The sequence below is a fragment of the Gordonia bronchialis DSM 43247 genome (assembly GCF_000024785.1).
Lineage (GTDB): Bacteria > Actinomycetota > Actinomycetes > Mycobacteriales > Mycobacteriaceae > Gordonia > Gordonia bronchialis.
Map to the genome: position 1 here is coordinate 5,140,602 of NC_013441.1, position 21,220 is coordinate 5,161,821.

20 protein-coding genes are annotated in these 21,220 nt (G+C 67.4%); 6 read left to right on the top strand and 14 right to left on the bottom strand.

Annotated elements, in window-relative coordinates:
- Position 1: 1 nt before the first annotated feature.
- The 13 genes from GBRO_RS23810 to ggh form a co-directional block, all read right to left on the bottom strand.
- Positions 2-1,201: an NAD(P)/FAD-dependent oxidoreductase gene (locus GBRO_RS23810; RefSeq protein WP_012836387.1), complete on the bottom strand. Its 1,200-nt coding sequence runs from the start codon at positions 1,199-1,201 to the stop codon at positions 2-4.
- Positions 1,198-2,541 carry an FMN-binding glutamate synthase family protein gene (locus tag GBRO_RS23815; protein ID WP_012836388.1) on the bottom strand — a complete coding sequence of 448 codons (1,344 nt, stop codon included), beginning with the start codon at positions 2,539-2,541 and terminating at the stop codon, positions 1,198-1,200. The genes GBRO_RS23810 and GBRO_RS23815 overlap by 4 nt, the downstream gene beginning before the upstream one ends.
- A 52-nt stretch (positions 2,542-2,593) precedes the next feature.
- Positions 2,594-3,337, bottom strand: coding sequence for a GltB/FmdC/FwdC-like GXGXG domain-containing protein (locus tag GBRO_RS23820; RefSeq protein WP_012836389.1), 744 nt, complete (start codon positions 3,335-3,337; stop codon positions 2,594-2,596).
- Complete coding sequence (locus tag GBRO_RS23825) at positions 3,325-4,221, bottom strand: class II glutamine amidotransferase domain-containing protein (protein WP_012836390.1); 897 nt, start codon at positions 4,219-4,221, stop codon at positions 3,325-3,327. The genes GBRO_RS23820 and GBRO_RS23825 overlap by 13 nt, the downstream gene beginning before the upstream one ends.
- A gap of 34 nt (positions 4,222-4,255) precedes the next feature.
- Positions 4,256-5,626: a type III glutamate--ammonia ligase gene (gene glnT / locus GBRO_RS23830; protein ID WP_012836391.1), complete on the bottom strand. Its 1,371-nt coding sequence runs from the start codon at positions 5,624-5,626 to the stop codon at positions 4,256-4,258.
- Positions 5,627-5,912: 286 nt separating this feature from the next.
- Positions 5,913-7,283, bottom strand: coding sequence for an ammonium transporter (locus GBRO_RS23835; protein ID WP_012836392.1), 1,371 nt, complete (start codon positions 7,281-7,283; stop codon positions 5,913-5,915).
- A gap of 61 nt (positions 7,284-7,344) precedes the next feature.
- Complete coding sequence (locus GBRO_RS23840; protein ID WP_012836393.1) at positions 7,345-8,379, bottom strand: heme-dependent oxidative N-demethylase family protein; 1,035 nt, start codon at positions 8,377-8,379, stop codon at positions 7,345-7,347.
- Complete coding sequence (locus GBRO_RS23845) at positions 8,376-9,368, bottom strand: PDR/VanB family oxidoreductase (protein ID WP_012836394.1); 993 nt, start codon at positions 9,366-9,368, stop codon at positions 8,376-8,378. Before GBRO_RS23845 ends, GBRO_RS23840 begins: the two co-directional genes overlap by 4 nt.
- On the bottom strand, positions 9,365-10,894 hold the full coding sequence (locus GBRO_RS23850) for a heme-dependent oxidative N-demethylase family protein (protein ID WP_012836395.1): 1,530 nt from the start codon (positions 10,892-10,894) through the stop codon (positions 9,365-9,367). The genes GBRO_RS23845 and GBRO_RS23850 overlap by 4 nt, the downstream gene beginning before the upstream one ends.
- Entirely contained in the window at positions 10,891-11,904 is a 1,014-nt protein-coding gene (locus tag GBRO_RS23855; protein WP_012836396.1) for a PDR/VanB family oxidoreductase, read from the bottom strand. The genes GBRO_RS23850 and GBRO_RS23855 overlap by 4 nt, the downstream gene beginning before the upstream one ends.
- Positions 11,901-12,509, bottom strand: a complete 609-nt coding sequence (locus GBRO_RS23860) for a dimethylamine monooxygenase subunit DmmA family protein (RefSeq protein WP_012836397.1) — start codon at positions 12,507-12,509, stop codon at positions 11,901-11,903. Before GBRO_RS23860 ends, GBRO_RS23855 begins: the two co-directional genes overlap by 4 nt.
- Positions 12,510-12,533: 24 nt before the next feature.
- Positions 12,534-12,917, bottom strand: coding sequence for a cupin domain-containing protein (locus GBRO_RS23865; RefSeq protein ID WP_012836398.1), 384 nt, complete (start codon positions 12,915-12,917; stop codon positions 12,534-12,536).
- Between the two features lie 197 nt (positions 12,918-13,114).
- Positions 13,115-14,458, bottom strand: coding sequence for a glucosylglycerate hydrolase (ggh, locus tag GBRO_RS23870; protein WP_041920835.1), 1,344 nt, complete (start codon positions 14,456-14,458; stop codon positions 13,115-13,117).
- 65 nt (positions 14,459-14,523) lie between these two features.
- On the opposite strand from ggh, the gene GBRO_RS23875 reads away from it, so the two are divergent.
- Positions 14,524-15,204, top strand: a complete 681-nt coding sequence (locus GBRO_RS23875) for an SDR family oxidoreductase (protein WP_012836400.1) — start codon at positions 14,524-14,526, stop codon at positions 15,202-15,204.
- Between the two features lie 4 nt (positions 15,205-15,208).
- Here GBRO_RS23875 and GBRO_RS23880 read toward each other — a convergent pair whose 3' ends face one another.
- Positions 15,209-15,598 (bottom strand): nuclear transport factor 2 family protein, encoded by a 390-nt coding sequence (locus GBRO_RS23880; protein WP_012836401.1) that lies wholly within the window; start codon positions 15,596-15,598, stop codon positions 15,209-15,211.
- 188 nt (positions 15,599-15,786) lie between these two features.
- Between GBRO_RS23880 and GBRO_RS23885 the strand changes: the two genes are divergently transcribed.
- The 5 genes from GBRO_RS23885 to GBRO_RS23905 are packed head-to-tail and all read left to right on the top strand — an operon-like array spanning position 15,787 to position 21,215.
- Positions 15,787-16,914, top strand: coding sequence for a glycerophosphoryl diester phosphodiesterase membrane domain-containing protein (locus GBRO_RS23885; protein WP_012836402.1), 1,128 nt, complete (start codon positions 15,787-15,789; stop codon positions 16,912-16,914).
- Entirely contained in the window at positions 16,911-17,594 is a 684-nt protein-coding gene (locus tag GBRO_RS23890; protein ID WP_012836403.1) for a DUF4129 domain-containing protein, read from the top strand. Before GBRO_RS23885 ends, GBRO_RS23890 begins: the two co-directional genes overlap by 4 nt.
- Positions 17,591-18,862: a DUF4350 domain-containing protein gene (locus GBRO_RS23895; RefSeq protein WP_012836404.1), complete on the top strand. Its 1,272-nt coding sequence runs from the start codon at positions 17,591-17,593 to the stop codon at positions 18,860-18,862. Before GBRO_RS23890 ends, GBRO_RS23895 begins: the two co-directional genes overlap by 4 nt.
- On the top strand, positions 18,859-19,923 hold the full coding sequence (locus tag GBRO_RS23900) for an AAA family ATPase (protein WP_012836405.1): 1,065 nt from the start codon (positions 18,859-18,861) through the stop codon (positions 19,921-19,923). Before GBRO_RS23895 ends, GBRO_RS23900 begins: the two co-directional genes overlap by 4 nt.
- Entirely contained in the window at positions 19,923-21,215 is a 1,293-nt protein-coding gene (locus GBRO_RS23905; RefSeq protein WP_012836406.1) for a DUF58 domain-containing protein, read from the top strand. Before GBRO_RS23900 ends, GBRO_RS23905 begins: the two co-directional genes overlap by 1 nt.
- Positions 21,216-21,220 lie beyond the last annotated feature (5 nt).

Here is a 21,220-nt window from a genome sequence, read left to right on the forward strand (position 1 = left end):
CTTACCGCATCTCACCCGCGCCGACGTACGGGTATCTGGTCTTCAGCAGATCGCCCTCGGCAAACCGGGTGTAGCGGAAGTCCGACTCGGGGATACGCGGGTCGGCGCTGCGACCGTCGACCACCAGGTCGGCCACCAATCTGCCGACGGCGGGCGAGATCTTGAACCCGTGCCCGCTGAATCCGGCCGCGATGATCAGGCCGTCGAACGGACCGCGTGAGATGATCGGATTCCAGTCGGGGGTGACGTCGTAGCAGCCGGCGTAGCTCGAGGTGATCACGGGTTCCGGAAAGCCGGGGAACCGGGTGCCGACCTTGTCGACGGTCAATTCGACGAATGCCTCGTCGGCTCGGTTGAGATAGCCGTCCGGGTCGGCGATCTCCAGTTCCTTCAGGTCGCTGTTGCCGAAGAGGATCTCACCGCGTACGTCGGGGCGCACGTACTGCAGCGACACCAGGTCCGAGAACACCGGCACCGCACCGAGTTCCACGCCCGGATGGATCATCACGATCTGTTCGCGGTGGACCTCGATGGGCACGTCGACGCCGTGCCGGGCCAGGAACGGTTTGGACCACGCCCCGGTGGCCACCACCACCGTGTCGGCCGAGATCGTCGAACCGTCGGCCAGTCGCACGCCGGTGACGGTGTCGCCGTTGCGGATCAGGCCGGCGACCGTGGTGCCCTGCCGGATCGTCACCCCGGCGGCCCGTGCCGACGCGGCGAAGGCCTGTGCGGTCTGATAGGCGTCACCGTAGCCGCCGCGTTCCTCCCAGCCGAAGGCGGCGAACGGCTCGAGATCGGCTGTCGGCCAGAGCTTTGCGACGTCGGACTTGTCGATCTGTTCGGTCTGTACACCGACGGCCCGCTGCGCGGCCATACTCCTGTGGAGGTTCTCGACGTTGGGTTCGCCGACGCCGACGACGTAGCCGGTCTGCCGGAAGCCGATGTCGGTGCCGAAGATCTCCTCGGCCTTCTCGAACACCTCGAGACCGACCGCAGCCATCGCGGCCAGCGAACTCACCCCGTAGTGGCAGCGCACGATGCCCGACGACTTGCCGGTCATGCCGCCGCCGACGGTATCCCGCTCGCACACCACGACATCGGTGATCCCGCGCTGGCTCAACGCCCAGGCGGCGGCCACCCCCTCCAGTCCGCCGCCGACGATCACCACCGACGCTGTTCGGTCTCCGGTGGGGCTCATAGCCCGGTCCCCGGAATCCATGAGGTACCGGCCAGCGGCACCCGCGCCATCGCGGCCGCCTCGATCGAGATCGCCACCAGGTCTTCGGGTTCCAGGTGCTGCAGATGCGCCTTGCCGCAGGCTCGCGCAATGGTCTGCGCTTCCATCGTCGTCACGCGCAGATAGTTCGCGAGGCGCTTACCGCCGGCGATCGGATCGAACCGAGCCGAGAGTTCCGGGTCCTGGGTGCTGATGCCGGCCGGGTCGCGTCCGTCCTGGAAGTCGTCGTAGTAGCCGGCCGCCGAGCCGAGTGCCTCGTACTCGGCGGCATAGCGGGGGTCGTTGTCACCCAGGGCAATCAGGGCGGCGGTACCGATGGCGACGGCGTCTGCGCCCAGGGCCATGGCCTTGGCGACGTCGGCTCCGTTGCGGATGCCACCGGACACGATGAGCTGTACCCCGTCCTTGCCCGCCCGGTGCACGCCCAGCTCCGCAAGTGCCTGCACCGCTTGCGGAATGGCCGCCAGGGTGGGGATGCCGACGTGCTCGATGAACACCTCCTGGGTGGCGGCCGTGCCACCCTGCATGCCGTCGACGACCACCACGTCGGCGCCGGAGTGCACGGCCAGCTTCACGTCGTAGTAGGTGCGGGTGGCCCCGACCTTCACGTAGATCGGCTTCTCCCAGTCGGTGATCTCGCGCAGTTCATTGATCTTGATGGCGAGGTCGTCGGGTCCGGTCCAGTCCGGGTGCCGGCAGGCGCTGCGCTGATCGATGCCCTCGGGCAGGGTGCGCATCGACGCGACACGTTCGGAGATCTTCTGCCCCAGCAGCATCCCGCCACCACCGGGTTTGGCGCCCTGCCCGAGCACCACCTCGATGGCGTCGGCCTTGCGCAGGTCGTCTGGGTTCATCCCGTAGCGCGACGGAAGATATTGGTACACGAGGTGTTTGGACTGTCCGCGTTCCTCGGGTGTCATGCCGCCGTCACCGGTGGTGGTGGAGGTCCCCACCTCCGACGCCCCGCGACCCAGCGCCTCCTTGGCGCCGGCGGACAACGCGCCGAAGCTCATCCCGGCGATGGTGACCGGCGTGTCGAGATGCAACGGGTACTTGGCATTGCGGGTTCCCAGCTGGACATCGGTGTCACAGCGCTCACGGTATCCCTCCAGCGGGTAGCGCGACATCGAGGCACCGAGGAAGAGCAGGTCGTCGAAGTGCGGGAGCTTGCGCTTGGCACCCCAGCCGCGGATGTCGTACACCCCGGTGTCGGCGGCCTTCTGGATGGCGGCGATGGTGGTGCGATCGAAGGTCGCGGACTCACGGAGTCCGCGCTGCTCGATGCTCAGGTTGTCGGTCATGGTGTTCTCCGTGGTTCTCGGTGCTGTCGGCGCGAAACGCGGTGGTGCCGGTTCAGTAGGCGGATGTGTTGTCGCTGTGGAAGTGATAGAGCTGCCGCGCCGATCCGTAGCGTGTGTAGTCCGCGGGGTCGTCGTCCTTGTAGCCGGCGGCCTTCAGGAGCCCGGCGAGTTCGTCGAGATGCTCTGCGCGCATGGGTTTCACGATGCAGTCGGCGCCGAGCGAGGCGACGTCGCCGCGCACGTACAGGCGCGTCTCGTAGATCGAGTCACCCAGTCCGGCACCGGCGTCGCCGCGGATCACCATGCGCCCGGCCTGTGCCATGAACGCGCTGTTGTGGCCGACGCTGCCGCCGACGACGATGTCGACACCCTTCATCGAGATGCCGCAGCGGGCGGCGGCGTCACCTTCGATGACGAGCAGTCCGCCGTGAGCGGTGGCACCGGCCGATTGCGAGGCGTTGCCCTTGACCACCACGGTGCCACTCATCATGTTCTCCGCGACGCCCGTCCCGGCGTTGCCGTCGATGGTGATCTCGGCCTGCTGGTTCATGCCGGCGGCGTAGTAGCCGACATGGCCGTTGACGGTGATCTTGACCGGCGCGTTGACGCCGGCCGCGACACTATGCGCACCGGCTGGGTTGTCGACGACTACCTCGCCCGAGATATCCCCGTGCAGAGCGGAATTGACCTCACGCAGTGTCGTGGTGGCGAGATCGAAGTGGTGGGCGGAGTTCATGGTCTGTGCCTCCGGGACAGTCGGGGTGCGGGTCGGCTGGGGTGCGGTTACCGTGTCCATGCGTAGACCACCTCCGGCTCGGGTTCCCAGATCCTGGCCTTCTCGACGCCCGGAAGCTGTGCGAGGGCGCGATATTCGCTGGCCATGGCGACCCAGTCGTCGGTCTCGGCAATGACCGCGGGTTTGCAGGCGATGGCGTCGCGCACCACCGCGAAGGAGTCGTGGTTGGACACCAGCAGTGTGTAGAAGCCGTCGAAGGTGGCACACACCTCCTTGAGCGCGGTCTCGATGTCCTTGCCGGCAGCGAGTTGATGCGCGACGAACCGCGCACCCACCTCCGTGTCATTCTCACTGTCGAATTCGATTCCGGCAGCGCGGAGTTCACGTCGAATGGTGGCGTGGTTGGAGAAGGATCCGTTGTGCACGAGGCACTGCTCTGGTCCCACCGCGAACGGATGGGCACCCGACGGGGTGACCGCCGATTCGGTGGCCATCCGCGTGTGTCCGACGCCCTGCCAGCCCGAAGCTGCTGCCAGGCCCCATGATTCGGTGAGGTCGCGGGGCGCTCCAACGCCTTTGAGGACGGTCAGGTCGGCACCGAAGCCGGCCACCAACGCATCTGGGTAGGCCCCGCGGGCCGCGGCGAGAAGCTCCTCGGAGTCCACCGGCGCCGACAGGACCAGGGTTTCGTCGACGGCGCGTGCGGCAACCGTGACGCCGAGTGCCGTACCGAGAGTGGCCACCACGTCGGCCGGTGTGGCAGCCACCTCGAGCAGGCTGACACACCCGTGTCCGGGCGGCGCCCAGTCGGCGTTGCCGTAGATCGCGATGCCCGCCGAGTCGGCGCCGCGATCCTGCATCTCGCCGAGCATCTGCGCCAGCAGCTCGCCGAGTCGAGGATGAAGATCGGGGTTGCGCAGATGCAACCCGACGATTCCGCACATGTTGGTGTCCTTTTCTGTTCTGGTGCAGGGGTTGTCAGAAGGCCGTCAGGTAGGAGTCGACTTCCCAGGCCGACACCGAGGCGTGCCAGTTGAAGAATTCCTCGCGTTTGAGGCCGGTGAAGTACGACGAGACGGTGGGGGCGTCGGCGGGCCAGTCCTCGGGCGTCGCGGCGTCGAGGGTGCCGGTGATCACGGCGTCGGATTCGAGCGCCTCGACGGCGTGCAGCAATGTCAGGGGAAGGTCGGCGACGTGGCCGGGGCAGGTGCCGAGTGCCCCGGGGTCGAGACTGCGTTTGATGCCGTCGAGTCCGGCACCGAGCGCCGCGGCGATCGCCAGGTACGGGTTGGCCGAGCCGTCACCCCCGCGGAGTTCGACCCGCTGGTCGTCGGGGATACGCACGTAGTGGGTGCGGTCGTTGCCGCCGTACGTGGCCTTGCGCGGCGCCCACGAGGCACCAGAGCGCGTGGCGGTCGCCCCGGTTCGCTTGTAGGAGTTGACCGTCGGGGCCATCACGGCCTGCAACGCCGGTGCGTGTTCGAGGACGCCGCCGACAAATCCGTAGGCCTCGGGCGAAAGCCCGAGCCCGCGTGAATCCTCACAGCCGAGGCCCGGGAACACCGGTTTGCCCGCCGAGGTGAGGGAGAGGTGGAAGTGCAGTCCCGACCCGGTCCGCTCGGCGAAAGGCTTGGGCATGAAGGTGGCGATCATGCCGCGCTCGGCGGCGAGTGCGGAAAGCAGATAGCGCAGCGTGATGACGCGGTCGGCGGTGGTGAGGGCGTCGGCGTAGGCGAAGTTCTGCTCGAACTGGCCGTTGCCGTCCTCGTGGTCGTTGGCGTAGTTGCTCCACCCGAGCTGGTTCATCGCGGTGGACACCGCGGTCAGGTGGTCGTACATGCGGGTAAGACCGCGTACGTCGTAGCAGGGCTGATCGGAGTCGTCGGCCGCGTCGGCGGTCACCAGCGAACCGTCGGGGGCCCGCTTGAGGAGAAAGTACTCGACCTCCGCGCCCACCCACGGTTCGAAGCCGGCGTCGCCGGCCTGTGCGATCAGCGACTTGAGGATGTTGCGCGGCGCGAACGGCCACGGCTTCCCCTCGACGTGCGGGTCGCAATGGACCAGTGCGAGACCCTCTTTGATGAACGGGATGGGCAGGAATGACGACGGATCGGGTACCGCGATGAGATCGGGGTCCTTGGGTTCCTGTCCGATGGCCCCGACCGCATATCCGGCGAAACCCACACCGTCGGTGGCGAGTTCGTCGACGGCCTCGACGGGAACCAGCTTGGCACACGGTTTTCCCCGAAGGTCGACGAACATCGCCAGGATGAACTTCGTGTCGTGGGTTGCGCAGAGTTCGGCGAGTGAGGGCTCTGACGCGGTCTCGGGGGTGGATGTGTCGGTCATGGTGATCTCCGTGGGGTGGTGTCGAGAACCAGTATGTCTACTCGGGGTGTCTTTTGTCTACCTCAAGTAGACGCGCTGGTTGTTTCGATCGTGTTTCGCGGTGGTGAGGTCTCGGTATCGTCGGGCCGCGCCGGGCGGGCCGCCGTTCTTCCCCCACCTGTTGGTTCGTCCGCCGGCTGCAGACGACGGAAGAACTGAATGTAGGAGGACGAGTTTCCTCCTACGACAACGGCGCCCCCAACCACCCCGAAGGTGGTGGGGGCGCCGAAGCCACCCGTCGGCTGAGTCAGGAGTGCCCGGCCGGAACTGAGTGGTCGCCAGCCTCTTTCGCCATCCCGCGCTCCACACTGTCGGCCGCCTGCCGGGGCGGGGTGGCCGACAGTCCCGGCGCGTGCCCGACGCCTGCGGTCGGGATCTCGTACGCGCTCTCGGCGTGGATGGTGGAATCCAGACCGGTGGTCTCCACCTCCTCGTCGACCCGCAGCCCGATCGTCTTGTCGAGCGCCTTGGCGATCAGGTAGGTCATCAAGAAGGAGAAGGTGCAGGTGACCGCGATGCCGCCGAGCTCGCGCCACAAGATGTCGATGTCCCCGCCGAACAGGATGCCCTTGACTCCCGCGGGGGCCGACTCAGCCGCGAACAACACGATGCAGAGTGTGCCGACGATGCCGCCGAGACCGTGGACGGCGAAGGCATCGAGGGTGTCGTCGACCTTGAGGCGCGACTTAAAGCTCAGGACGAAGGCGACGACACCGGCGGCGAGCAGACCGACCGCCAGCGCGCCGATCGGGTTCATCGTGTTGGCCGACGGCGTGATGCCGACCAGGCCGGCGACGGCACCGGTGATCAGGCCGAGCGATGTGGCGTGCCCCTCGCGCCACTTCTCGATGATGAGGAATCCGATCATGCCCGCGCAGCCGGCGAGCAGGGTGTTGAGGATGACGACCTGGGTCAGGAAGCTCGCGCCGAGTGCACAGCTGCCGTTGAAGCCGAACCACCCGAACCACAGGATGCCGCCGCCGAGCAGAGCCATCGGCACGTTGTTGGGGCGTTCCATCCGCTTGCGGCGCGCGCCGAGGACCAGCGCGAGGGCAAGAGCGGCCACACCGGAGTTCATGTGCACCGCGGTGCCGCCGGCGTAGTCGTGAATCTTCAGGTCGTTCAACAGGAATCCGCCCTGAGCGTCGTCGGTGTCGGCGCTGAAGACCCAGTGGGCGACCGGCAGGTACACCACGATCAGCCAGATCGGGGCGAACACCATCCAGGCCGAGAATTTCATGCGTCCGGCCGCGCCGCTGGCCGCGATGGCGATGGTGATGGCGGCGAACAGGATGAACCAGGCCAGGTAGTACAGCGTCTGCGTGGTGCCCGACCCGTCGTCCGACATCCACTGGGTCATCCCGAGGTAGTCGGCCGGATTACCGATGAGCCCCCACCCACCGACCGACGGTCCGGATTGCAGGCCGTAACCGAACAGCACGTAGATGATGGCGGTGATGCCGAGGGTCGACATGACCATCGTCATCATGTTCAGGATGTTGCGCGCACCGACCATTCCCCCGTAGTAGAGGGCGAGGCCGGGGAACATGAGCAGTACAAAGACGAATGCCGCAAGCATCCACGCCAAATCGGCGTTGGCGGCGATGACCGGTTCCATATGGTGTTCCTCGGGTTGGCGACGGGGTGTCGGGATGGTGGGTATTACCGGGATGCGGGCGTCATTGCCCGCGGAGATATGCGACGACGTTGTCGCGATAGTCGAGAAAGCCCTTGTAGGAGGCGATGTCGGGGTCGAGGGTCTCGATCACCGTGGCCAGCTGCGCAGCCCACTCGGGAATGCGGCGCACGTCGGCCAACGACGCCATGAAGGTGCGGATGTTGAAGGTCACCGCGCCCGACATCGGCAGTCGCACAAAGTGTTCCAGCTCGATCCGCAGGCGCGCCCGGGCGTAGTCCCCGTCGGTGACCATCCGCGACACATCATCCACCCAGTCGGGCAGCTCTTCCAGACTGACATCGAGTTTGTCCGAATCCGACGCCGAGAGGGTCCAGTTGACCCGGCGGTAGACCTGATCGGCGGGGAGTCGCCGCAAGAACTGCTCGGCGCGTGCGACGACGCCGCTGTGAATGAGATGCGGTACCGGAGCATGGATCTCGTACATGTCCATCCCGACATCGAAAGACACCGACCAGGCCGCCGCGAACGTCACCACTCCGGCGTCGAAATACAGTCGGCCGTCACGCTCGACGACAAGCAGCAGGTCGTCGGGGACCTCCCGGGCCAGGAAGTCCATCGGCCCGTTCGGCAGGCTGGCGGCGACGCCGAGGACGAACTCCTGATCGGTGCCCAGAAGGTCGTTACGCCAATGGAATCGGCCGTCACCCAGCTCGGTGAGCGTCATCAGCTCCGGGTAGGCGAGGTCCAGGTCGCGCAGGTAGTAGAGCAGCAGATCCCAGCAGGCGAGGTCCATGCCAGGCATCGCCCGCACCCGCGACGGATCGGCGTCCAGGATGCGCCGCCGTTCGCTCATGTAGTGCAGGTAGTCGGCACCACCGAGATCGACCAGGTGTCTGCCCCATTCACCTGCCCGCGTGCGTCGTGGGACCCGGGCGGGTTCGACGTTGACCGTGTAGGTGAACTCGTCGAGATCGTCCGGGAACGGCCAGGGCAGATTCGCGAGCCGGTCCACGGGCCGCTCGAGGTAACCGCGGGAAGCTGGGGTGCCCGTGGTGTTCTCCGGTGTGATGGTCACAATGCCACCTCGATGTCGCTGCCCCGCGACACACAGCACAGCATGGCGTCACCGGCGGCCTTCTCGTCGTCGGTCAGGACGAAGTCGCGGTGGATCACATCCCCGGAACGCACCGGGATCCGGCATTCCCCGCACACGCCCTGCCGGCAGAGATTGGGCACCGCGACGCCGTGATCGAGCAACCGCTGCAGCAACGACACCCCCGCGGGCACCTCGATACGCGCCCCGGTTGACGCGAGGGCCACCGTAAAGGGGTCACCCGCGTCCAGCTCGGGTGCAGTGAATCGCTCGGAATGTACTCGGGCCGTAGGCCATCCGGCCTCGGCGGCCGCCCGCTGATACGCCTCGAGCAACCCGGCCGGTCCGCACGCGTAAGCGTGTGTTCCCAGTGGCTGACAGCGGAAGCGACGCGCCAGCAGTGCAGCGGTGTCCGACGAGCCGTGGACCTCGTGCAGAGTGATCCCCGGCCGCCGCGCCAGGTCGCGCAGCTCCTCCACGTGCGCGCCACATCCGGGACGGTAGGAGTACACGATGTCGGCCAGACCGCCGGACCGGGCGATCGCCCGCGCGTGGGAGAGCACGGGTGTCACCCCGATCCCACCGGCCACCAGCAGAGCGCGCCGCTGGTCGAGAATCGGCGCGAACATCGACCGTGGTCCCTCGATGTCAACGAGGTCTCCCGCAGAGACGTTGTCGTGCAACCAGTCCGATCCGCCGCCCGCCCCACGTCGCAGGACCGAGATGCCGTAGGCGGTGGGCAGCATCCCGTCGCCGATCAGCGAGTAGGCGTTGCGATGCCCACCTGCCGACACGATCAGGTGACTACCCGGTTGATACGGCGTCAACACCGACGCCCCGTCCGGTGCGACCAGCCGCAAGTGTTTGATGTCGGCAGTCAGGGACCGGATCTCGGCAACCCGCACGACCCGGGCCGCGGTGGTGTATCCGGGATGCAGGTGCCCCGGATGCGGAACGGTGGGCCCGGTCATTCCGGCGCTCCGGCGTCAGTTGCCGATGCCAGGAAGCTCCCCCGCACGGCCGAGTGGTGTGGGTGGATCTCCAGTGCGCGGGCACAACCGGGGCAGCAGACGGTGTCACCGGGCGCTCCGACGACCCGGAAGGTGTCCCGGCAATGAGCACAGTAGAGCGCCAAATCGTCTGTGCGCGTGACAAATGCATCCAGTTCAGCGGCGATGGCGCCGGCCTCCCGCGCCACGGCGAGTGCGGTCATCACGTCGTACTGCCCGCCGACGACCAGGATGCGGCAGCCGGTCGTGACCGCCTCCAGGGCCGCGCGCAATGTCTGCTCATCGGCTGTCTCCGACAGCGAGTCGAGGACCAGCAGACGAGTAGGCGCCACCGCCTCGGCCGCACCGACCCACCGGCGTGCCACGTGAGCGGTCTGCGGGTCTTCGCCGACGGCGACGATGAGGTATGCCGATCCCGTGGTGTCGACCTCGGGTGGTGTCGACGACCAGCGCGTCAATCCCGGTGCGGCCGGCACACTCGGCGTGCTCCCGACTGCGCGCAACCACGCCGCCGCGCGATCCTTGTACTTGATGATTCCCTTGTAATCGGCCATGTCCGTGGGCAACTCGGCCAGCACCTCGGCTGTCCGCACGCGCCACGCCGCGACCGTCGCGAGCGCTTCGAGCGGGAGCAGGTAGGTGCGGATGAGAAACATCACCGCCCCGGAATCGGGCAGACGGATGAGATGCTGGACCTCGACACGCAGGTGGACGAGCCGGCCGAATTCGGCGTCGTCGACGTGGCCGATCATGTCCCGGTCGGGTCCCCAGTCCGGGTAGCCCTCGGTGGACACGTCGAGGCGGCGACCGATGGTCATCGTCCAGTTGGTGCGACGGTAGGGCCGGTGTGGTTGCAGTCGTTTGAGGAACTCGTGGGCGCGGGTGATCACACCCATCTTGCGGACCCGCGGCACCGGGCCGTGGATCTCCAGAAAGCTCATCCCGACGTCGAAGCCGAAGCTCCAGTCCGCGGCGAAGGTGATGACACCGGCATCCACGTACAGCGATTCATTGCGCTGATCGAGCAGCGCGATGTCCTCCTGCACCTGGGAAGCGATGTAGCGCAACGGTTCATCGGGCAGTGTGGTCCCATCGCCGTACCGGAAACGCTGATCGATGCCGAGCAGCTCGTTGCGCCAGTGCCACATTCCGTCGGGGGCGGCGTCGAGCGCCATGACATCGGGCCGCGCGATGACGAGCTCGCGCATCAGGGTCAGCATGGCATCCCAGGTCGCCGGCACCATATGCGGCAGGACGGCGTGACGTGTGCGATCGGCGTCGAGAATCGCTGCGCGTTCGGATAATTCACGGTGGTACTCGGAATCGATGTCGATGATCGAGCCGCCCCAGGCACCGGCCGCAGTCGGCACCGACGCACCGGCCGGTTCGACGTTGGTGCTGTAGCGGTAGCGGTCCTCGGGAAACGGGAAAGGAAAGCCTGCGATCAGGTCCGCGGATGATGTGTCGGTGGTGACGGTGACGGTCACAGTGAAACCTCCAGAACGGCGCCGGCCGGGGCGCGGGAGACGCAGGGCATCACTGCGTCGCAGGCGGATTTCTCTTCGTCGGTGAGGTACAGGTCGCGGTGGACCGGCACCCCGGACGTCAGTGGGATTCGGCATTCGCCACACACGCCCTGCCGACAGCGATTCGGTGCCGAGACCCCTTCGGCCTCAAGTGCTTCGAGCATGCTGGTTCCGGACGGCACGTCGATGATGCGGCCACTACCGAGTCGCACCCGGAAGGGGTCGCCGGCGTCGAGCGCATCGATTCCGAAGCGCTCGAAGTGAATGCGTGATGCCGGCCAGCCCGACGACTCCGCCTCGGCGACCACGTGGTCGATGAGCGGCCCCGGCCCGCAGATGTAGAGGTGGGTGCCGACCGGCTGGTCGGTCAGGACCGCCCTCAGTCGCCCCGCGAAATCGGCTCGCGCGGTGAAAATTTCGGCCTTCGGTCCGGCCAGGCTGACGATGTCGTCGACGTGCGCTCCGTTGCCGGGACGAAAGGTGTAGAGCACCTGCACATCGCGTCCCCAGCGCCCCGCCGCCCGCAGATGCGAGACGATCGGGGTGACACCGATGCCACCCGCGACGAGGAGGTGCTTGGCAGCGCGGGCGATCGGGGCGAACGCGCTGCGGGGCGGCAGCACCTGCACCGTGTCGCCCACCTGCAGTTGATCGTGGAGCCACCGCGACCCGCCGGCACCGTCGGCGACCCGCAGGACAGAGATCGAGTACGCGGTGGGGTGGGTGCCGTCGGAGGTGAGGCTGTAAGCGTTGGAGTGGCCTCCGGCCTGCACGACGAGATGGCTACCGGGGACGAATCCCGGGAGCGCCGACCCGTCCGGGGCGGTGAAGGTGAGGGTACGATTCGTGCTGCTGGACTTCTCGATCCGGGCGACGATCAGTTGCAGGTGGTCGGGCACGGGGGAACGTGTGGCTGCCGAACGTGTGGCTGGGGCCGGTTCGGCCGGCGGGTTGGCGACATCGAGCGTCATCGGGTGGACTCCTGGGGGATGTCATCGCCGCGCGGGAGTTCGGCGTCGACCATGAAGCCGAGGTAGGCGCCCGTCCGGCGGGACACGTGGTGGTAAACGAGCAGACTGCGCGCACAGCCGCGGCAACTGATGACATCGTCGACGACGGCGTCGACGTGATTGGTTGTGCGACAGTGCGAACAGAAGACGTCGATGGTTCGGCCACCGGGTTCGGCGTCGACGACGACCATGTCGAACTCGTCGTCCTCGAGGCCGGCGGTCACGGCGAGGGCACGCAGACGCAGCGCGCTTCCGGCCGGCGCTGCCACCAGCACCCGGACCCCGACGACGCTGCGCGAGATGGCCGCTCGCATACCGCTTGCGGCTCCGTCGGCGTCGACGTGCACGACCCGGGTGACCGCCACATCATGGCCGATGACCTCGGCCCACCGATTGACCTGTGCGGCACCGGATTCGCCGACGCCCACCAGGACATGCGACGCGCCCGTCGGTACCCGGTCGGCGGCGGCGCTGAGCGCGTCGGGGCGAGCCCAGAACGGGATGCTGGAGAAGGTGATCGGCGACTCCCCGGCGGCGTCGGCCACCGGCGTCGGGACATCTGCCATATCCGTCAATGCGATGCCCCGTGCTCAGAGCAGAGTGGCGTCGCGCTGGCCGGTGTAGAAGGCCAGGGCGTAGCTCGGGGTGCTGAAGTAGATCTTGGAGCCCTTGGGAAAGAAGATGGCGTCCTTGGCTTTTGCGACGGTGGTCTGCCCCGTCTCCTTGTTCTCGAGCAGGAACTCGCCCTCGAGGACGACCTTCATCTCGTCGTAGGCGTACTCGTAGTACAGCGGCGCGTCGGTGTGGTGCAGTTCGAAGAAGCCACTGCACATGGGGCTGCCGTCGGGATTCTCGTAGACGTCGCCGATGAATCCCTTGGTGCCCGGGTACTCCGCCGGTGGCATCTCGGGCAGATCCTTCCAGGCCTCACTGGTCACGCGGAACCGGGTTGCCTGGGTGCTGTCGACGCTCATTTCCTACGCTCCTCGGGATGACTCATAACAGTGGACTTCGTTGCCTGTTATGAAACCCAGTATTTGTTTCGCAGGTGTGACGTGCTGGTTTATTGCAGAGAAAAGTAGTTCACTGAGGTGAGACCTGCGTCACAATTGGTTCAAAAGGCGCCAATCGGACAACACTCTGCTCGCCATGAGCCCCTTGACCACTGGGATCAATCCAGCCAGTCCAACACCGACGCGGCCGTCCAGCTCTGCTGCATACTGCCGAGCGGCTCTCCGGTGAACGGTTCGTAGTACTCGGCGAAGGAGCCGTCGGTGGCCTGACGCAGCCCCTCGTCGCGCAATCGGGCAGAGCGTTCCGTCCAACCGCGACGCGCGAACGCCCAACTGAACAGCCACGTCATGACCGGCCAGACCGGGCCGCGCCAGTATTCGCGGGGGCGGAAATCCGCCGAGATGGGCGACGTCGACGGCGGAACCGCGTAGCGCAGGTCGGGATGCCCGCAGAAGCGCGGACCGTCGAAGAGCCGCAGCAGGGCCCGCTCCTGTTCGCGGGCGAGGCCGCCGCACAACAGTGGCGAGAACATCGCGATCGTCTCGGTGTTGATCCAGGCGCCCGCGCTCAGGTCGAAGTCGCGTGCCGCCCCGTTGCGATCGTTGGCGGCGGCGATCACCCCGTTGCGGAACCGATCCGACCACGCCCGCAGATCACGGACGTCGGAGCGCGGTTTGGAGTAGTCCTCGCCGATGGTGGCGAGCACGTCGCACGCGACCGAGAAGATCGCACTGACGAAGACGTCCTCCACCGCGAAGTCCATGACCTTCGGGAGGAGTTCGTCGTCGTAGTTCGCGCGTTTCATCTGCTCGACGAGCCAGATGTAGCGGTCGTACTCCAGATTGCTCGGACGCATCGACGTGTCGCCGCCGACGTGATCGAGATCGGCCCGCGTGTAGGGCGGGAGATCCTCGCCGGCAACCACATTCGCGTAGGGCCGGTCCCAACGCGGGGAGTTGTCCATCCCCGATTCCCAGCCGTGGAAGATGGTGATGCGGCCGCGGCCGCCGGGATCGCGGGCGTGGGCCAGCCACCGATGCCACCGCATGAGCGCCCCCCACCGCCGGTCGATGAACTCATTGGCCACGGCCCGGGTGGTGCGACCGTGCCGGCGCGAGTGGTCCAGGATGCGCTGCACGGCGATGGCGTGGACAGGCGGCTGGGTGATGCCCGAGGTGTCCGGGAAGTCGGGTGCGCACTCGGCCAGTCGCGCGCACTCCCAGCGTGCCGGCCCAGGGAAGTAGCCGTCACGTCCGTTGGCGAAGACGATGTGCGGGATCATCCCGTTGTGCCACTGCGCGGAGAGCAGCGTGTCCATCTCGATGACCGCGCGCTCCACCGACAGCGGGGCGAGCCCGACCGTGACGAATGCCGCGTCCCAGCTCCACATGTGCGGGTACAGCTTGGGCGCCGCGCTGGTCATCGTCCCCAGATCGTTGCCGCGCAGCAGGTATGCCGCGCGCGCGGACAACTGCGTCGGGGTGAATCCATACCGGGCCACCCGTAGATTCTGCACCCCGGTGAGCGGTGGCGCTGCGCGAGTGGCACGTCGGTAGGGTCGGATGCATGCCGACTGCGTTGATCACCGGAGCCAGCCGTGGACTGGGAGCCGAGATCGCCCGCCAGCTCGCGCCCACCCACGACCTGCTGCTCGGCGGTCGTCCGTCGGCCGAGCTGGATCGTCTCGCCACCGAACTCGACGGTGCGAGCACCTTTCCGGTGGACCTCACCGACTACGAGGAGGTCGCCGGGGCGGTGGAGCCCATCGCCGAACTCGACGTCCTGGTGCACAACGCCGGTGTCGGTTCCAGCCTCGAGCACGTGGCCGACACCCCCGTCGAGGAGTGGCGCCGCGTCCTCGAGGTGAACCTCGTCGCCGCTGCCGAACTGACCCGTCTGCTGCTACCCGCGCTGCGCTCGGCGGGCGGGCACGTGGTGTTCATCAATTCTGGTTCGGGTCGCAACGCGAAGGCGGGCTGGGCACCCTATGCGGCAAGCAAATTCGGCCTTCGGGCGCTCGCGGACGCGCTGCGCGCCGAGGAGCCGACGCTACGGGTCACCTCCGTGTTCCCCGGTCGCATCGACACCGACATGCAACGTGACCTCGTCGCCATCGAGGGACGCGAATACCAGCCCAGTGAGTTCCTGCGTCCGGCGAGCGTGGCCGCCGCGGTGGTGCATGCAGTGCACACGCCCGCCGACGCGCATCCGGAGGAGATCGTGCTACGTCCGACGGGGCGCGCGTAGCTCCTCAGAGCTGTTTGAGATCCTCCGGCTGCCATACCGCACGCATCGAGGACACCTTGCCGTCGGCGTCGAAGACCATGATGTCGACCGGCGTGATCTCGAATCGCATGCCGGAGGTGCCGGTCACCAAGGTGAACTCGAAGACCGCCGTGTCGCCGGCGATCTTCTTCCACTTCAGCGTCGCGGTCCGCTCCTCCATGTTGGTGATGATCGAATAGAACTCGACGAGCTGGTCGCGGGTGTCGCGGATGTCGGCGCCGATCGGGTCCTCGACGGTCGCGCTCGGCGCATACAGATCGGCGATCTGCTCGGCCGTCCCGGTGTTGAGGAACTCGATGTAGGACTCCACCGCGGCGTCGATCTTGTCGACGAGGCTCGTCTGCTCAACGGTCATCTGCACATACCTCCAGAATTAGAACGTGTTCTAGTTCGACGGTATCACGCAGACCGGGTCACCTCCGGTCCATTGGACGATCGACGCCACCGACCTCAGCGGCGGCGATTTGATAGGTTCACCGAACTGGCTTATGGCGAACTCATCCGGGGGAAAGGTCGGGGTTCGACGATGATCGTGCGAGACCGATGACCGGCGCACCACCGCCGAACGATCCCCCGGAGCGGTCGCCCTGGGCACGCCCGACGGCCGGCGATCCCCACGGCTACCCGGCACCGCGTGATGAATGGGCGCCGCGTGATGAATGGGCGCCGCGTGATGAATGGGCGACGCGTGCTGAATGGGCATCGCCCGTCCCGCCCTCCCCCGGCCCAGTCCCTGCCGCGCCGCAGTGGGGCAGCCGCATCGGCGACGCGGATGCGACCCTCGCACCGGTCTGGGCTGGTACCGCCCATCGACCCGGTCTCATCCCGCTGCGGCCGCTCGACATCGGCGATCTGCTCCAGGCGACGTGGTCGGCCGTCCGGCGCGCACCCGGCGTCTACTTCGGAATGACGCTTGTGGTCTGTGTCGTCATCGGCGTCGTGCCGGTGGTGATCGGTTCCCTGATGCTGGTCATCGCCGACGACGCTATCCTCACCGCGATCGGAGACTCCGCCGGACCACCGCTGCTGTCGGCGGTGATCGCGGTGGTGCTCAGCGGCATCTTTGCGCACACGGTGGCGCAGCAGTCGGTCGGTGGCACACCCACCTTCGCCGACACGCTGGCGGTTGCGCGTCGGCACGGGCTGCGGCTGACCGGGTTCGCTCTCGCACTCGAGATCCTCATGGTGGTGATCCTGTTGCCTGCCGTCGTGGTGATCTTCTGGTCCACCGGCGAGATCCGGCCCGACCTCATCGTGGTCGGGCTGCTGATGCTCTTCGCACTGGCGGTTCCCGTTGTCTGGCTCTACATTCGGTCGCTGTTCGTGGCGCCGGCGATGGTCGTCGAAGACATGTCCGTCGGTCCGGCGATCCGGCGGTCGCTCCAGCTCACCACCGGCCGCTTCTGGCGCACGTTGGGGATCGTCGTCCTGTTCAATCTCATCGCGGGCGTGATCGAGGGGGTTCTCGGGATGGCTGCCACCTTCCCGTCGTTCGTGGTGGGAACCGCGGTCACGCAGTGGCTCAGCATGGCAGCCACCGTGATCGGCACCCTGGTGATCTCACCATTCCTCGCGGTCCTGCCCGCTCTGCTGCACGTGGATGCGCGCATGCGCGACGAGGCCTTCGACGTGGCTCTCGCCCGGCACTCCACCGCGGGCTACCTGCGATGAGCACGGTTCACGCGGTGGCTGCCGGACTGTCACCGGATAACGAGCAGGCCCGCGACTGGGCGCGCGACGAACTGTCCAAGCGCGAATATCAACCGCAAGAACCGAATTGGCTGACCCGTACCGCGGAACGGGTGATGGACTGGTTCTCCGACACGTTCTCCGGGCTCGGAGATGTTTCCCAACCGCTGACGATCATCTTCTGGATCCTCGTCGCCGCCGTCGTGACCGCCATCATCATCTACGTCGCGCGATTCGTGCGTCGAACCCCACGCAGCAAACCGTCCGAGGTGGACTTCGAGCAGTCCGTGCTGGGCGGAAAGCCGTCGAGCGCCAAGCAATTCCGGGAGCAGGCCCGCACCGCGCTGGCGGCCGGAGATCTCGACGGGTGTGTGGTCGCCGCGACCCGTGCCCTGACCCGACGCGCCTTCGAGCGCCGCTTGCTCGACGATGCCCCGTCGCTCACCGCACATGAGGTGGCCTCCCGTCTCACCACTCGCTTCCCGGCTCATGCGGATGAGTTACGCAGTTGCACGGACCTTTTCGACGCGATCGTGTACGGGGATCGGCACGCCACCGTCGAACAGGCCCGCGCGGTTCTCGAACTCGAAGACGAGATCTCCTCGGCAAAGCCCGCCACCGGAACCGACGCCGAGGCCGGTCGATTCGCGGTTCCCCGATGAGCGCTCCTGTGGTGGCGCCGCCTGCCGCTCCTCCCCACGCCCCCCGATCCTCACGCCGGTGGATCGGATGGACGATCCTCGGTGTCGTTGTCGGCGTCATCCTGATCGCTCTGCTGCTCCTCGCGATCGGCCTTGCCGGACGCCCCGATCAATCCGCCGGTGACCCCCTCGATCCCGCGAATCCGGGCCCCGTCGGGACCAAGGCACTGGTCTCGGTGATCGATGATCACGGCGTCGACGTCGAGATCACGCGCGGGATCGACGCGTTGGACGATGCGGACCGCCCCGGGCCGGACACCACCGTCGTCATCTCGAATGCCGACACACTCACCTCCGACACCGCCGCCCACGTGCTGGACCGGGTGCGCAACGCGCGCCGGTTGATCGTCGTCGGGTCGTCCGGTCCCGGGCTCGACAGCCTCGGGCTCCCCGTGACCACCGGCCTGCTGCCCGCGGATGGGCAGCCGATGCAAGCGGGCTGTGACGTGCCCGGCATCGCGCCAACCGATCAGGTGAGCGGTGTGGAACACAGTTACGTCGCAACCGGTCCCGGCGCCGTCGGCTGCTTCGTGCAACAGGGGCAGGCCGGCATCGTCGTACTCCCCCCGACGCCGGGACGCCCGGAGACCATGGTCATGTCCGGTGAGATGCTCAGCAACGAGCATCTCGGCCTCGACGACAACGCCGGTGTCTCGATCAGCACAATCGCGTCGACCGACAAGGTTCTCTGGTACGTCGCGCGCTATGAAAAGCTCCCGAAGAAGGAGGGACAGACCCCGGACATCCCGCGTGCGCTGGGTCCGCTGATCGCGCTGTCGGTGTTCGTGGTACTCGCCGTGATGCTCTGGCGTGGCAGACGATTCGGACCACTGGTGAGCGAGCCGCTCCCGGCGGTGGTGAAGGCGATCGAGACCACTGCGGCCCGCGCCCGTATGTATCGTCGCGCACGCGCCGGTAGCCGCGCCGCCGCGACGCTGCGCATCCAGACCCTCAGTTCACTCGCCGGCTACCTCGGTCTGCCCTACGATCCCGCCGCGGCCTTGGCAGCGCTCGCCCAACCAGGCCACGTGCGTGACACCGCTACGCCCGCAACGGTTGCCGAGCCCACTGTCGGCGCCATCGTCGAAGCCGTGGCCGCCGCCACCGGACGCGACCCGATGCAAGTGAGCGCCTTGCTCGTCGGCCCCCTACCCACCTACGACGACGATCTCGTCGTGTTCATCACGGAACTGACCGCCCTCGAGAAGGAAGTCCACCGCACACCATGAGTTTCGAGTCCCCTCAACCCGCACATCCCGGGCAGCCACCGTTCCCGCCGGGCCCCACGCACCAGTTCACCAAACCCGCGCCCACCGACAACCCGGCCCGGCCGGCCTCGGACAACCCCGCTCGTACGGCGCTCAACGCCGTCCGTGCGGAGGTCGCCAAAGCCGTTGTCGGACAGGACCCCGCGGTCGCCGGAATCCTCATCGCGCTGTTGTGCCGCGGCCACATCCTGCTCGAAGGCGTTCCGGGCGTTGCCAAGACGCTGCTGGTACGGTCCGTGGCCACCACACTCGACGTGGACACCAAACGTGTCCAGTTCACCCCGGACCTGATGCCGGGCGACATCACCGGCTCCCTCGTCTTCGACAACGCGACTTCGGAGTTCACCTTCCGCGAGGGCCCGGTGTTCACCAACCTGTTGCTCGCCGACGAGATCAACCGCACCCCACCCAAGACGCAGGCATCGCTGCTCGAGGCGATGGAGGAGCGGCAGGTCTCGGTGGACGGTGTGCCGCGGCCGCTGCCCCGGCCGTTCCTGGTGGCCGCCACCCAGAACCCGGTGGAGTACGAGGGCACCTACCCGCTGCCGGAAGCCCAGCTCGACAGGTTCCTGCTCAAGGTGACGCTCCCCCTGCCGCCGCGGGACGACGAGATCACCGTGCTCACCCGGCACGCTGCCGGATTCGACCCACGCGATCTCGGTGCCGCCGGCCTGCGTGCCGTGGCCTCCGGCGCCGACATCGAAGCCGGCGCCGACCAGGTCCGACGCGTCAGCATCTCGCCACAGGTGGCGGCGTATATCGTCGACATCGCCCGGGCGACAAGGATTTCCCCCTCGCTGGCCCTCGGGGTGAGCCCGCGCGGCGCCACCGCTCTGCTGGGTACCAGTCGCGCGTGGGCCTGGATGAACGGACGCGACTTCGTGACGCCCGACGACGTGCAGGCACTGGCACAATCCACGCTGGCCCACCGCCTTTCGCTGCGACCCGAGGCCGAGCTGGAGGGCGTGTCGGTCGCCGCGGTGTTGGATACGGCGATCCGCTCGGTTCCCGTGCCCCGCTGATGTATCTGACCGGACGTTTTGTCGCACTGCTACTCCTCGGGGCGGTGCCGACCATCATCGTGCCCGAGTATTACATTGTGGCCCTGTGGATTATCGGCGCCCTGGTCCTGGCCGGTGTCGATTTCCTCGCCGCCGGTTCGACTGGGGCGCTGCGGATCGTCCGACGGCCGACAGACCCGATCCGGCTCGGCGAATCGACGTCCAGCACACTGATCGTGGAGAACAACAGCGGCCGTCGCTTCCGCGGGCGGCTTCGCGACGCCTGGCAGCCGTCGGCGGGGGCCACCGGCAACCGGCATGATCTGGACATCCCGGGCGGGGAGCGTGTCGCGGTCAGGACCGGCCTCACCCCCACGCGACGCGGCGACCGCCTTGCGTTGCGCGTCACCGTCCGTCGTCGCGGACCGTTGGGTCTTGCCGGCCGCCAGCACAGTCTCCCGATGCCGGGATTTGTCCGTGCACTCCCCCCGTTCGGTTCACGCCGCCACCTGCCGTCGCGCCTGGCTCGGCTTCGACAGCTAGATGGTCGATCCGCGGTCCGTATCCGTGGTCAGGGCATCGAATTCGATTCGCTGCGTGACTATGTGGAAGGCGACGATGTTCGCAGCATCGATTGGCGGGCGACAGCTCGACGACGCTCCGTCGTGGTCCGAACGTGGCAGCCCGAGAAGGACCGGCACATTGTCATCGTGCTGGACACCTCGCGCACCTCGGCCGGTCGCGTGGGAGATGTCCCCCGCCTCGACGCGGCCATGGACGCCGCCCTGCTGCTCGCGGCATTGGCCACACATGCCGGCGATCGCGTCGACCTCATCGCCGGCGACCGGCGGGTGCACACCCGCGTCGTCGGCGTGACCGGATCGAGTCTGCTCAGTTCCCTGGTGAACGCGATGACCACACTGGAACCAGCTCTGCTGGAGGCGGATTGGCCGCTGCTGGGTGCCGAGGTCACCAAGATCAGCCGTCAGCGCGCGCTGCTGGTGTTGCTGACACCGCTCGAGCCCGCCGCGGTCGAGGAGTCGCTGCTGGCACCGCTGTCGGTCCTGGCCCAGCGTTATCGCGTGGTGATCGGCTCGGTGGCCGACCCGGCGCTCGGTGAGATGATGACACACCGCGACGACCTCGAAGAGATCTACGACGCTGCCGCCGCGGCCCGGACCACGTTGTTACGCAACCGGACTGCCACCGCACTCGGACGGCTCGGCGTCGACGTGGTGGATGCGCCCCCGGAACGACTGCCGGCCGCGCTCGCTGACCACTACCTGTCTCTCAAGTCGCGCGGACTCCTCTGAGGAGA